Source organism: Serratia sp. BNK-23 (genome assembly GCF_047456145.1).
GTDB classification, from domain to species: Bacteria; Pseudomonadota; Gammaproteobacteria; order Enterobacterales; family Enterobacteriaceae; genus Serratia; species Serratia nematodiphila.
In genome coordinates, this window is record NZ_CP179900.1 from 4364224 (window position 1) to 4376069 (window position 11846).

The 11846-nt window shown below is 59.7% G+C and carries 12 protein-coding genes; 3 read left to right on the forward strand and 9 right to left on the reverse strand.

Annotated elements, in window-relative coordinates; translation table 11 throughout:
* Nucleotides 1-52: 52 nt before the first annotated feature.
* Nucleotides 53-559, reverse strand: coding sequence for a CS1 type fimbrial major subunit (locus ACMGF9_RS20775; protein ID WP_015376530.1), 507 nt, complete (start codon nucleotides 557-559; stop codon nucleotides 53-55).
* 76 nt (nucleotides 560-635) lie between these two features.
* Nucleotides 636-1379, reverse strand: a complete 744-nt coding sequence (locus ACMGF9_RS20780) for a fimbrial protein (protein WP_226883040.1) — start codon at nucleotides 1377-1379, stop codon at nucleotides 636-638.
* A gap of 321 nt (nucleotides 1380-1700) precedes the next feature.
* Here ACMGF9_RS20780 and ACMGF9_RS20785 point away from each other — a divergent pair, with 321 nt between their 5' ends.
* On the forward strand, nucleotides 1701-2471 hold the full coding sequence (locus tag ACMGF9_RS20785; protein ID WP_015376528.1) for a winged helix-turn-helix domain-containing protein: 771 nt from the start codon (nucleotides 1701-1703) through the stop codon (nucleotides 2469-2471).
* A gap of 89 nt (nucleotides 2472-2560) precedes the next feature.
* Nucleotides 2561-2944 (forward strand): hypothetical protein, encoded by a 384-nt coding sequence (locus ACMGF9_RS20790; protein ID WP_226883039.1) that lies wholly within the window; start codon nucleotides 2561-2563, stop codon nucleotides 2942-2944.
* A gap of 188 nt (nucleotides 2945-3132) precedes the next feature.
* On the opposite strand, the gene ACMGF9_RS20795 is transcribed toward ACMGF9_RS20790, so the two are convergent.
* The 7 genes from ACMGF9_RS20795 to ACMGF9_RS20825 form a co-directional block, all read right to left on the reverse strand.
* Nucleotides 3133-3921: an SDR family oxidoreductase gene (locus ACMGF9_RS20795; protein WP_118892465.1), complete on the reverse strand. Its 789-nt coding sequence runs from the start codon at nucleotides 3919-3921 to the stop codon at nucleotides 3133-3135.
* A gap of 4 nt (nucleotides 3922-3925) precedes the next feature.
* Entirely contained in the window at nucleotides 3926-4723 is a 798-nt protein-coding gene (locus ACMGF9_RS20800) for a molybdenum cofactor biosynthesis F family protein (protein ID WP_164095930.1), read from the reverse strand.
* An 11-nt stretch (nucleotides 4724-4734) separates the two neighbouring features.
* Nucleotides 4735-5517: an SDR family NAD(P)-dependent oxidoreductase gene (locus ACMGF9_RS20805; RefSeq protein ID WP_031300425.1), complete on the reverse strand. Its 783-nt coding sequence runs from the start codon at nucleotides 5515-5517 to the stop codon at nucleotides 4735-4737.
* Nucleotides 5510-6100 carry a DUF3156 family protein gene (locus tag ACMGF9_RS20810; RefSeq protein ID WP_044029752.1) on the reverse strand — a complete coding sequence of 197 codons (591 nt, stop codon included), beginning with the start codon at nucleotides 6098-6100 and terminating at the stop codon, nucleotides 5510-5512. The genes ACMGF9_RS20805 and ACMGF9_RS20810 overlap by 8 nt, the downstream gene beginning before the upstream one ends.
* Nucleotides 6075-7568 (reverse strand): APC family permease, encoded by a 1494-nt coding sequence (locus ACMGF9_RS20815; RefSeq protein ID WP_015376523.1) that lies wholly within the window; start codon nucleotides 7566-7568, stop codon nucleotides 6075-6077. The genes ACMGF9_RS20810 and ACMGF9_RS20815 overlap by 26 nt, the downstream gene beginning before the upstream one ends.
* A 129-nt stretch (nucleotides 7569-7697) precedes the next feature.
* Nucleotides 7698-8882, reverse strand: coding sequence for an anaerobic sulfatase maturase (locus tag ACMGF9_RS20820; RefSeq protein WP_088381219.1), 1185 nt, complete (start codon nucleotides 8880-8882; stop codon nucleotides 7698-7700).
* A complete protein-coding gene (locus tag ACMGF9_RS20825; protein WP_118892468.1) occupies nucleotides 8879-10591 on the reverse strand; it encodes an arylsulfatase in 1713 nt (570 codons plus the stop codon). The genes ACMGF9_RS20820 and ACMGF9_RS20825 overlap by 4 nt, the downstream gene beginning before the upstream one ends.
* 483 nt (nucleotides 10592-11074) lie before the next feature.
* Here ACMGF9_RS20825 and ACMGF9_RS20830 point away from each other — a divergent pair, with 483 nt between their 5' ends.
* Nucleotides 11075-11722, forward strand: a complete 648-nt coding sequence (locus tag ACMGF9_RS20830) for a helix-turn-helix transcriptional regulator (protein ID WP_049239751.1) — start codon at nucleotides 11075-11077, stop codon at nucleotides 11720-11722.
* Nucleotides 11723-11846 lie beyond the last annotated feature (124 nt).

The window sequence follows — 11846 nt, forward strand, 5'->3', positions numbered from 1 at the left end:
TCAGAGGGTGGAGACCCTCTGATGTTAATGACTTACAAACGCACTACCTTGTTTATGCACCGCCTTCCGCGGTAGTCGCCTGGGTCAACATCAAGCTGACTACACCGCTGTATTGGCCCGTTTTCAAAATACCTTTGGTGGTCTGAGAAATGATGAGCGGCAGTACCGCAGAACCATTTTCCACTGTCCCAGGGAACAGCTCGGCACCGGTGAATTCGGCGTCGGTGGTCGTGAGCGCCTTTTCACCCAGTTGTACCGTCAGGGGTATATTCTGATCGCCATCCGCATTGGTTAACTGTGCGGCGCTGACCAGACGGACTTTGACGTTACTGGTGGCGGAGTTAGACCATACTTTCGTGTTCAAACGATAGCTTTCCAGACCCCGACCCGGCAGGTACTGCATATCGATGCTGGCCGGCAGCGGGGTATTGTCCGCCTGGGTCATATCCAGCTGGGAATCGACGCTCGCATTGACTGTGATATCTTTTTGAATGGCAAGCGAGCTGAAAGAAGTGGCCAGCGCGGTAGCAATCAGCAGAGGTTTAATATAATGACGCATTGTTATCTCCATATTGGCATGCGGGCTTCATTCGCCCTATAAATAAACCACAGGCGTGGTTATTACGGTTGTCACGTTATTTTGCGACGGGTAATTCAGCCTCTTCACTGGTTTTACTCAGCCAGTTAAAGTAGCGAAACTTGTAGGTTGCACCACTATTTGCACTCAGGGACTTTAATTTTCTTTGCGTCCCCGGATACACAGTAGCGTCTTCTTTAATCCATTTGCACGATGCATTGGCACGGCAAAAACCAATTTCTTTTAGCGGAACTCGTACGTTTCCTGTATTTATAACTTCTCCGAGTGCAGGATTAATTTCCAGCGAAACCTTAGGCCGCTCTGGAGCAATATGCACCAAAGCCCCCCAGATAACATTCACCCCTAGCTTCGCTTCTGCTGAGCGGGTTTTATTTTCTCCGGACAATAAAACATCAGGCTGTTTCACCCCTTCAAAATAAACCCGCCATGTACTTTCCGTTGTCGGAGGTGATAGGGATACCAGGCGCACAACGCGCATTGAGCCAGCAGCAAGCGCAAATTTGGCAGGTGTTACTATCAGACCGTCCTTTTTCCATGAAGCGATTTCCACCTCTTTTTCATGCGGCGTACCTGGGTTAAGAATTCTCTTTTGCGTCACCCGAACGAACTGAATATCATCACTTTTGGATGCCACTTTAATGATCGCGGTCCCTGAAGCATCGACACCCAGCTCCATCGGATAAACACTCATATTAGCCAGAGCAACGTTGCTAAATAAGGAGAATAATAGTAAAAGGGCCAAAACCCTACTTATCCCGGGTAGCGTTTTATTATCTTTCAAATCTCACCTTCTTGTGCTCATCATAATGATGCGTAATGTTCTTCTTCTCATTCAGACACACTTTTCATGTCCTCACACCTTGAGAAAAATCTTATACTAAGCAGGATGACCATCACCACTTGTATCGCGAAACTTGGAAAACACAGTTTTTTTCTCTATTTACTGACTATTTATACGAAATAGTTAAAGAAAAACACTGATTATGATGATTTAGTTAAACTATCGATCTGATTAAAAAACAACCCAAAAAGGGGCGATAGAGAACCCACCCTGCCGGATAAGGTATAAATAAAAATCACAAACCCAAAAAGAGGTTTTTATATGTTCTTTATGTTAAGCAATTCGTTAGTATTTGACCCAAACACACAAAAACTCAGCCTGGCAGGCCAGCCTGAATCAGCGGTAAAGTTATCAGCGCCTGCTGTTCGATTATTATTGGAGTTCATTAGAAATAGAGAAAAAGAGCTCAGCAGAGACATGCTGATTACCCGGGTGTGGCAAGATTTTGGCTATACGCCATCCGGTAACAACCTCAACAAAGCTGTCAGCGAGATTCGAAAAGCCTTCCAGTCGTTGGGCGTTCACACATCGCCAATAGTGACAGTACCAGGCAAGGGTTTTTATTTTGATGCGGATGTCGTAGCACAGAAGCATCTCGATAAAAATGTCGCTATCGAGCCAGTTCCTCCACCGAAAACGAAAACAAAAAAAACATGGAAAGAGAGATTACGTTTATCAACACACCGGCCTTACTGTATTGCGGCATTAGCCGTATCAACGTTAATCGGAGGGAGCTACTTACTTTCAGAGTATGCGATGAATATTCCGCGAATCATGAGGCTACCGAATGAAAATTTTGAGCAGTGTACTGTCTGGTGGATAAGCACCCCTGAAAAACCGATTATTTTATCCAAGCTTCCTTCCCTGCTTAGTGAGAATAACCTGGACTGCCAGCGCGACAAGTATGACATCTATTATTTTAGCGCCCGCTTCCCTCTCACCTCTGCAGATGAGATTTTTATTGGCTCCTGCCCAAAAAGTAAAAAGGGCCTATGTAAAACAATTCGTTATAAAAGTGGGGTTGAAAAGTGAGGATTAAAGCTCTGTTAATCGTCAGTGGCGTTGTGACGGTGGGATTACTGGCAACTTTCCTTTCCCATACCAGGACTGAGAAGCAAGATATGCTTGCATGTACCACTAAGTTTATTTTTACCCGAAATGCAGGCAAAGTCAGTGAGGTAAAAGTGAATGTGATGACCCAGTTTTACTTTCATCGCGACGGAACCGGAATCACCACCTACAAAGGGGCAGCCTCTACCCGAGAGCTGGCGACGATGGTGGATCGCGATGTGAATTTTACCTGGAGGCCGCGCAATGATGCGGGAATCATCGAGCTGACCTACACGAAGACGCTACGGCGACATAACGATAATACGCCAGACAACGTGTGGGGCGATTTTGCCCGGCGTGGAACTCGTTACTATCTGACTATTTCTGAGGTGGCTCCGTCGGTGTGGTTGATTCAGGACAGGAAGTATCCAACCTACCTGTGCCGAGAAGAGTAAAGGCTGACATCTGCTTCATACGCAACCGGCTATATACATCAATAACCGGTTGCATCTTAATGGGGCACTTGGTTAAGGAAACGTCCCGCGGAGCCGGTAAGCGCTTCTGCCCAAACCTCCAGCTTGAGCAAACAACTGTCTATCAATCAATCGCGCATGCGGTAAAACTCCCGCTGATGAGATCAAAATCAGCGGTGAGCATTCGTTTCCGGCAACAGCGCGCCGCCGTCCACCACCAGCGTCTGGCCGGTGATGTAGGCCGCCGCCGGCGAGGCGAGAAACACCATCGCCGCGGCGATGTCTTCCGGTTCCCCCAGCCGCCCGAGCGGCACCGCGGCGGCGATCGCCTGATTCACCTGCGCGTCGCCCAGGTTGGCCATCGCCGGCGTGCGGATCATCCCCGGCTCCACGCCGTTGACGCGAATGTTCTCCGCCGCCAGCTCCAGCGCCGCCGCGCGAATAAACCCGTTCACCCCGGCCTTGGAAGCGGCGTAGTGCGCCAGCCCCGGGTAGGCCACCCGCGGGCCGGTCACCGACGAGGTCACCAGCAGGCTGCCGCCGCCGGCGCGGCGCATCCACGGCAGCGCCGCCTGCGCCAGAAAGAACGGCGCCATCAGATTGACGCTCAGCGTGCGTTGCAGCAGGGCCGCGTCGATGGCGGCGAACGGCGTCAGCGGAAAGTAAGCGGCGTTGTGGATCACCACATCCAGCCGTTGATGCCGCTCGCCCACCGCCGCCACCAACTCGGCGGCCTGCCCCGGCTCGGCCAGATCGCAGGCCAGCGCCTGCACTTTCCACCCTTCGCCCCGCAGCGTTTGCGCCGCCGCCTGCGCCTGCGGCAGCTGCACGTCCGCAATCGTCACCTCGGCGCCCAGCCGGGCAAAGGCGCTGACGATCGCCAGCCCAATGCCCTGCGCGCCGCCGGTCACCAGCACCGCCTGCCCCGCGAAGGCGTCGGCCGCATAGGTTACGTTCATCGGCCTATCCTCGCGGGTGGCGCGTAGTGTTCAGCACCTGCGCGTGGGCGCCGACCGCAAAGTTGCTCAGCGCGCTGAAATCGCTGCCCTGATAGCCGAGGATCTTGCCGTCGGTGCGCATGCCCTGCAGATCGATCATCACCACGCCCAGCGTCGGAATGATCTTCTCGCGCCAGACAAACAGATAAAGCTGCTCCGCCACCTTCACGTAGTGACAGCGGTCGACGTCCGCCAGCCCTTTCTCCACCCCGTCCAGACACTGCCAGGCATAGAAGTTGTCGTTCAGGTAGATGTGCTCGTAACGTTCGGTCGGGCTGTAGGTGTACATGTTGCGCATGCCGATCAGCTCATCGGTAAAACCCGGCGGCGCCACGTCGGCGTCATCCAGCGTGCCGAAGCGGAATTCGGCCTCGACCGCGGTCAGCGGCAGCCCCTGCTCCACCCGGCTGAAGGCGTCGAGCCGCGCCTGCGCTTCGTCCGGCAGTTGGCCGTACACCGCGGTAAAGTTGCCCTGATTGCGGTCGCACACCAGCGTAATGCTGGCGTTGGCGCGGGCGGGATCGAGAAAATCGATGAACAGCACACCGGGACGAATGCTGGTCGCGCGATAGGCGACGCCGCGCCGCTCCCCCCACTCCAGCGTCTGCGCGTCGCTGAACCGGCAACGTTGCGTCGCGCCGTCGCTGAAACGCAGCGTCAGCGTGGTGCCCGCCAGGCCGTGCTGGCGTTCCAGCGTATTGCTGTGCGGCGCAAAGCCTTCCGCCAGCGCGCCAACCTGAATGAATACCGCTTCTGAACTCATGGAAATGCTCCTTACAGGGAAGTGAAAGCCAATGTCGGCACATCGACGATGGTGGAGCCGCCGTCGGCCACCAGCGCCGCGCCGGTAATGATTGAAGCCTCGCTGGAACAGAGGAAACGGCAGACGCGGGCGATCTCCTCGGCGCTGGCCGGCCGGCGCAGCGGCACGTCGCGGCAGACCATCTGGTAAGCCTGCTCCAGCGAAATCTGATGGGCGTCCATCAACAGCTGCATCTCTTCGTCCGCCATCGGCGTGGTCACCCAGCCGGGACACACCGCGTTGGCGCGCACGCCCAGCGGGCCATAGTCGCGGGCGATGGAGCGCATCAGCCCGATCAGCGCGTGCTTGGCGGTGACGTAGCCGCAGACCTCCGGCCCGGCGGCCAGCGAGGCGATCGAGGCGACGAACAGCAGGTTGCCGCCGCTCTTGATCAGCTCCGGCAAGCAGGCGCGCGCGCTGGCGAAAGCGCTGTTGAGGTTGCTGTCCATCGCCCCTTGCCACTGCTCGTCGGTCATCTCGGTAATACGCTTGAAGCCCATGCCGCCGGCGCTGCCGATCAGGCAGTCGATGCGCCCGGCGTCGCGCAGAATGGCCGGCAGCAGCGTGTGGGCCCAGCTCTCGCCGCTGGCGGCGTCGCCCACCAGCGCCTGCGCGCCGATCTCATGCGCCAGCGCCGCCAGCGGTTCCGGGCGGCGGCCGATGATGAACACCCGATCGCCCTGCGCCGCCAGCAGACGGGCGCAGGCGGCGCCGACGCCGGTGCCGCCGCCGGTAATCACAACCACTCTATTCATGATTCAGCTTCTCCATCAGTTGGCCGATCATCAGCAGGCTGCTCAACAGCAGCCGCCGCTGTTCGGCGTCCAGCCGCAGATAGCGGCGGCCGGCCGGCAAACGGCTGACCACCTCCGATGCGGCGAAATGCTCGATATCCACCTGCCAGCGCCCGTCGTTCACCGTCAGCCGCACGCGGCGAAAATCCAGCTGCGCCAGCGTCTCGCCGATCTGCGGGTAGCGCTGCAGGCCTTCCAGCACCCGCTGCGCGGCCGCATGGCGCTGGCGCAACAGATAACGCACCCCGCGCCGCCGCAGCCAGCCGCCGGTCACCACATCCAGCGTCAGCGGGGGCTGCGCTGCGCATACTCCCTGCAGCCGAAAACGGTGGCTGACGATATGCGCCATAAACAGCCCCTGCACCTGTTCGCTGACCTCGATCTGCGGCCCCTGCGGCAGCGTCAGCCGCAGCAGGCCCGGCGCCAGGCGTTCGCACGCGTAGGGTTCCAGGTTACGCGCCAGACGATCCAGCGCGGCGCCCGGCCGATAGCCCGACGGCGCTCGCCGCCAGGCGCGATTAAGTGAGGGAAGTAAGCCGATCAAACTGCGCCTCCTCGTTTTCGCCCTTGGCGAACGCGTTCTCCAGCACCTGCTCGACCGGCACCGGCTTGAACGGATTCACTTTCTGCACGCACAGCGTCCAGAACAGCGCATAGGCGGCGGTCAGGCCGATCATCCAGCCGAAGGGAATATAGACGTCGCGCGGGTTCATCCCCGGCGGCGTGATGTAGACGATGGCCAGCACGATGCCGACGCTGGAGACGATCTGCGGCAGCGGGAACCACGGCGATTTATAGGCGCGCGGCAGATCGGGGCGGCGCAGGCGCAGGATCACCACCGAGCAGGTCACCAGCAGGTAGGCCACGCCCCAGGCGCACACCGCCGCCAGCACCAGCGGAATGATCCTGTCGAGGTTGCCCTGAATGGCGAAGGCATGTACGCAGGGGATCAGGACCGCCACCAGAATGCCGACCACCGGCGTCTTAAAGCGCGGGTGCAGATAGGCGAACATGCGCGGCAGCGCGCCATCCAGCGCCATGCCGTACAGAATGCGCGGCACCGCCGCCATCAGCGTGTTGATGGTCGCTGCGCCCGCCAGCAGCAGGCCGACGCCCAGCCAGTATTTGCCGAACTGGCCCATCACCTGGCCGGCGAACGCCGGGATGGCCATCGGCGTTTCCAGCAGACGCGTGCCGCTGGCGGCGTCGATCACCACGTTTTCCACCTGGTGGCTGAGCGCCGCGCCGTACAGCGCCATGCACACCGCCACGCCGCACAGCCCGAGCGCCATCGCCCGCGGGATCACCCGATCGCAGCGTTTGATCTCCGGCGCCATCGGCGTCACCAGCTCACAGCCGACGAACATGAACATCGCCATGCCGATCAGGCTGAACACCGCGAAGGGATCGTTCAGATCGAGCGTGCTGCCGAACCAGCCCTCGAGCGGCACCGCATGCGGCGACAGCAGCCCGACGATGCCGAAAATCACCAGCGTGCTCCACATGGCGAAGGTCAGCACGATCTCCGCCTTGCCGAAGGCCTCGATGCCGAACGCATTGAGCAGGCCGAACACGACGACCAGCCCGACGCCGACCATCCAGGAGGCGTTGTGGCTTTCCATCAGGGTGTTGAGGTGCTCGAAGTTCACCAGCGCCATGATGCCGGAGAGAATGGTCTCGGCGGTGCCGGCGAAGATGTGCACGATCAGGTAGGCCGACAGCGCGCCGGTGATGGCGAAAAAGCGCCCCATGCCGCAGGAGATGTAGTCGTAAACCGAACCGGAAGTCGGCAGCAGCGCCGCCGCTTCGGAGAAAGTGGTGAGCTGCGCCTGCATCATGATGAAGGCGATCAGCATCGCCAGCGCGAAGGTGTCGCCGCCGATGCCGAAGCCGCTGGTGACCGTCAGGATCACCGGGCTGGCCATGATCACCCCGACCGAACTGGCCAGGGTGGTGGGAAAGCCGACCTTGCCTCGAGCCAGGTGGGCGTGCAACCGCGACGACAGGTTCATGGTTATTTCCTCTTATAGTTTTGGCCTGATGCATGCAGGTGCTTGCAGGTTTTTCACCGCCAGCGGCGGTCATCTCACTATAGAGAGGAAAGGAAAATGCTGACTATCGTCCTTAAGGACGAGACGCTTTCAACCTGCGGCCGCGCTCACGGCGGCGCGCCACTGCATCGCTCCCTGCGGGCTGCGCGGGTAGGCGCGCAGCGGCGCCAGCAGCGCGGAAAAGAAGGCGTAATAGCCGGCGCACAACCGGTTGTAGCGATCTTCACCCACATGCGCCGGGCAGCCGCCCTGGCAGACACTTTTCACGCTGCAGCGTTGGCACTCGCGGCGCAGGCTTTTGTTCTTGCCGAACGGCATCTCCGCCGCCCTTGCCGCCAGGGTGGCGAGCGGCGTCTGCCGATCGGCATGGCCGAGCAGGTGCTGCGCGTTGATCAGATGATCGCAGGCGTAGAGGCGACCGTCCGGCTCCATCACCAGATTGCCGCCGCAGCGTTCGGCGTGCACGCAGCTGGGGCTGACGTGGGTGAAATACTGCGCGTAGACCTGCTCAATGTTCATCACGAAGACCTGGCCGACGTGCCCGCGGCTGCGCCAGCGGCGGTATACCGCCAGCATGAAGCGCCCCCAGTTGGCGGCACTCAGCCCATAGCCGGCGGTGGGCGCATCCCCTTCCAGCATCAGCGGCTGAAACTGCAGATAGCGCGCGCCGATCGCCACCGCATGATCGTAGATCGCCTCGGCGCGGTCCGCGACGCCGTCGTGCACCACCATCAGCAGGTTGAAGTCGATCTGATGGCGCTGCAGCAGCGCAATGCCGCGCAGCGCGGCGTCATAGCTGGCGCCGCCGCGCTTGTCCGGCCGATGGGCGTCCTGCACCTCGCGATCGCCGTCCAGGCTGACGCCGATGATGAATTGATGCTGCCGGAACAGCCGGCACCAGGCATCGTTCAGCAGGGTACCGTTGGTCTGCAGGCTGTTGCTGATCCGCACGCCCGGCGGCGCAAAGCGGCGTTGCAACGCCAGCGCCCGCTTGTAAAAACCGATCCCCGCCAACAGCGGCTCTCCACCCTGCCAGACGAAGTTGATCTCGCGGCTGTAACGCGGCTGAGCGGCGATGTAGCCGCGGATAAACTCCGCCAGCAGATCGCCGTCCATCTTGCGCGTCTGCGCTTGCTGGCGCTGCGGGTAGTAGCAGTAGCGGCAACCCAGGTTGCAGCCGGCACCGATCGGTTTCACCAGCAGGTGAAAAGGCGCCGCCGCGCGCGGTTCGCTCTCTACCGGGATCTGCTGCGTGCGCAGCTGGGCCAGGTTCATGGCGCCGCCTGCGGCAACGGTTTGTGGGTCTGCGGATCCAGGCCAATGTAGTCGCCGGTGTTGGCGTCGACGCCGAGATAGTCGATCGCTGCACCTTTGGCTTCAATAACCATGCCCTGCTGCGCAAAGCGGCGATACGCCTCGCTCAGCCGTTTGACCCGCTCCGGGTCGGCGGCGGCCAGATCGCGCGTCTCCAGCGGATCGTCATGCAGGTTGAACAGCCCCCACGGCGCCATCTGCGCCGTCGGCCCGGCCTTCACCAACCGCCGCAGCTTCCAGACGCCGTCCACGTAGGCGGCCTGGTTATGCAGCTCCACGCCGTAGGTCGCGCGCGGCACGCCGTCGGCCTCGCCGCTGAAATAGCGCTTGAAGCTGACGCCGACCATCGGCAGCGTCGGCTTGGCCTTCAGCGGTTTGCTGGCGTCGATGCCGGCATAGTCATACAGCGTCGGTGCGATGTCATACACCGCCATCGGCGTGCGATCGATACCGCCGCGGCCCTTCAACCCCGGCGCGGAGATGATGAAATCGGTGTTGATACCGCCCTGCGCGCTGGTGGTTTTGTGGTAGTTGGCGTACGGCGCGTTGCTGACGTTGGCCCAGTGCGGCCCGTAAGAGATGAACGATCCCTTGCGGCCGAGGTTGGCGTAGCTGTTGTCGAACTGCCGCCAATACTCCGGCTTCGAGCCGTAGTAGAAGCCGCTGGCGGGGTTGGCGCCGTTGTCGGTGGCGAACACGATCACCGTATTTTGGTCGCGGCCGGTCTGCTTGAGGGTATTCAGCACCGCGCCGACCTGATCGTCCATATAAGCGATCATCGCCGCGTACACCTGCATGGTCTTGGCTTCATATTTTTGCTGTTCCGGCGTCAGCGCGTTCCAGGCCTTATCCAGCGCCAGCGTCGGCATCGGCGTGCGATCGGAAATCAACCCCAGCGCCTTCAGGCGCTGAATGCGCCGCTGATAGGCCTGCTGGTAACCGGCGTCGTATTTGCCGTCGAATTTGGCGATCCAGTCATCCGGCGCCTGCAGCGGATCGTGCGGCGCGGTAAACGCCAGATAGGCGAAGACGGGCTTATTCTGCGGCGTCTCACGGATCCACTGTTCCAGCTGATCGGCATAGGCCTTGCTGGAATAGAAATCTTTGGGCAACGACACACGTTTGCCGTTCAGGGTGTAAAACGTGTGGAACGCCTCCACGGTACCCAGCGGTTTCGCGTCGTCGAAATGGCTGGTGCCGCCGCCCATAAAGGCGAAGGCGCGCTCAAAGCCGCGATCGGTCGGTTTGGCGCCGTCGACATAGCCCAGGTGCCATTTGCCCGCCATCATGGTGGCGTAACCCGCGTCGCGAAAACGCTCCGGCAGCGTGGTCACGCGGTCGGTCAGGCGCATTTCATACCCCGGCTGCGCGGCGGTGCTCTCATACCACCACATGCCGCCCATGCCGGCCTGCTGATTGGTGTTGCCGGTCATCAACATCGAACGCGCCGGCGCCGACATCGGCGAGGTGTAGTACTGACTCATGCGCACGCCCCGTTCGGCCAGCGCCTGCAGGTTGGGCGTCGGTATCTCGCCGCCGAACGGGCTGATGTCGGAGTAGCCCATGTCGTCCACCAGAATGATCAGCACATTGGGGCGATCGGCGTCCGCCCCCTGAGCCAGGCCCGATAAGGCGCCGCTCAACGCCACCGCCAACGTTTTTTTCTGCATCGTCCGTCCCCTGTATGGTCATGCGGACTGAACAACCCGACGCCTCAGCCCGAGAAAGGTCATCATTTTTTCGTCTTATACGTTTGGCGCCGCCTGGCGCTATCTTCAATTCGCAGTGTAGGAAGCGGCGGAAAAGCCTGGCTATCGTTCTTAAGAACGAGGGACGGCGGCCGGCAGCGGCGGCTGTAGCACGCGCGGGGCGGCGAAAGCTTCACCCGAGCAAGCATTGAAAAGCGCTGTAAATTCAGCGGGAAAAGCGGTGAATTATTTCATTAACCTATTAATGAAAATCGCGATAAATCCGAATGATAAAGCCCTGATTAACGCAGTGTCATCTTGTTATTTATGTGTTTTATTGCAATCGGCCTCACGTTGTTAATATGTTTTTATTGTGTTGCCAAATTGCTACAACTATGCTTGTATCGTTCATATATTGACCGCCAACCTTCTCCAGATTGAACGATAAAGGGAGGAACACGAATCATGCACAGCACCGCATCCGATGCCTTTATCAACAGCTGTTTGGCGACCATTACGCACCTGATCCCGGTGTCTGCCGGGGTGTTTTATCTGGTCGATCGCAACCTGCGGCCGGATCACTACATCCTGCACGGCATGCCCGATAAAACGCATCAGCAGTACCTGAACCACTTCCAGCAAATTGACCCGCTGCAGCCGGCCAATTTCCATCGGCAAGACATCACCATGGTCGGCATGAGCCCGGCGGCGATCGCCGGCAACCGCCGCTATTACCACGACTTTATGCTGCCGAACGACATGCGCGACATGACGGAGATTTTTATTCGCCAGCGTAAGCGCATCGTTGCCGGTGTGTCGCTGATCCGCGATACGCCGTTTACCGAAGTGGAGCGCGGCCGCCTGCGCGCGGTGCTGCCGCTGATCGAGCTGGCGACGCGCGATCTGCTGCCCGACAGCGAGGCGCAGCTGTTGACCGCCAAAGAGCAAGAGATCGTCAACATGGTGCGCGAAGGCGCCAGCAATAAGCGCATCGCCCTGAAGCTGGGCATTTCGCTGTCTACGGTGAAAACCCATATGCGCAATATTTTCGCCAAAACCGACGTGGTGAACCGCACCGAACTGGTCGCCGGCGGTTTTCTCGCTCACGGTTAACGCCCGATAACGGCCGCCGCTGCCGGCGGCCGGAAAATAACGCCAGAACATATTCGCCATTTATGGCGCGGCTTCCCCCTGCCCGCAATCGGGCCGGGCGGGATATTTCATCGTTACTCAACGC

Excerpts from the sequence above, each read along its gene's own strand:
- ACMGF9_RS20795 (WP_118892465.1), bottom strand. The coding sequence starts at position 3,921 with ATGAACGTAACCTATGCGGCCGACGCCTTCGCGGGGCAGGCGGTGCTG.
- ACMGF9_RS20775 (WP_015376530.1), bottom strand. The coding sequence starts at position 559 with ATGCGTCATTATATTAAACCTCTGCTGATTGCTACCGCGCTGGCCACT.
- ACMGF9_RS20820 (WP_088381219.1), bottom strand. The coding sequence starts at position 8,882 with ATGAACCTGGCCCAGCTGCGCACGCAGCAGATCCCGGTAGAGAGCGAA.
- ACMGF9_RS20815 (WP_015376523.1), bottom strand. The coding sequence starts at position 7,568 with ATGAACCTGTCGTCGCGGTTGCACGCCCACCTGGCTCGAGGCAAGGTC.
- ACMGF9_RS20830 (WP_049239751.1), top strand. The coding sequence starts at position 11,075 with ATGCACAGCACCGCATCCGATGCCTTTATCAACAGCTGTTTGGCGACC.
- ACMGF9_RS20800 (WP_164095930.1), bottom strand. The coding sequence starts at position 4,723 with ATGAGTTCAGAAGCGGTATTCATTCAGGTTGGCGCGCTGGCGGAAGGC.
- ACMGF9_RS20785 (WP_015376528.1), top strand. The coding sequence starts at position 1,701 with ATGTTCTTTATGTTAAGCAATTCGTTAGTATTTGACCCAAACACACAA.
- ACMGF9_RS20805 (WP_031300425.1), bottom strand. The coding sequence starts at position 5,517 with ATGAATAGAGTGGTTGTGATTACCGGCGGCGGCACCGGCGTCGGCGCC.
- ACMGF9_RS20790 (WP_226883039.1), top strand. The coding sequence starts at position 2,561 with ATGCTTGCATGTACCACTAAGTTTATTTTTACCCGAAATGCAGGCAAA.
- ACMGF9_RS20825 (WP_118892468.1), bottom strand. The coding sequence starts at position 10,591 with ATGCAGAAAAAAACGTTGGCGGTGGCGTTGAGCGGCGCCTTATCGGGC.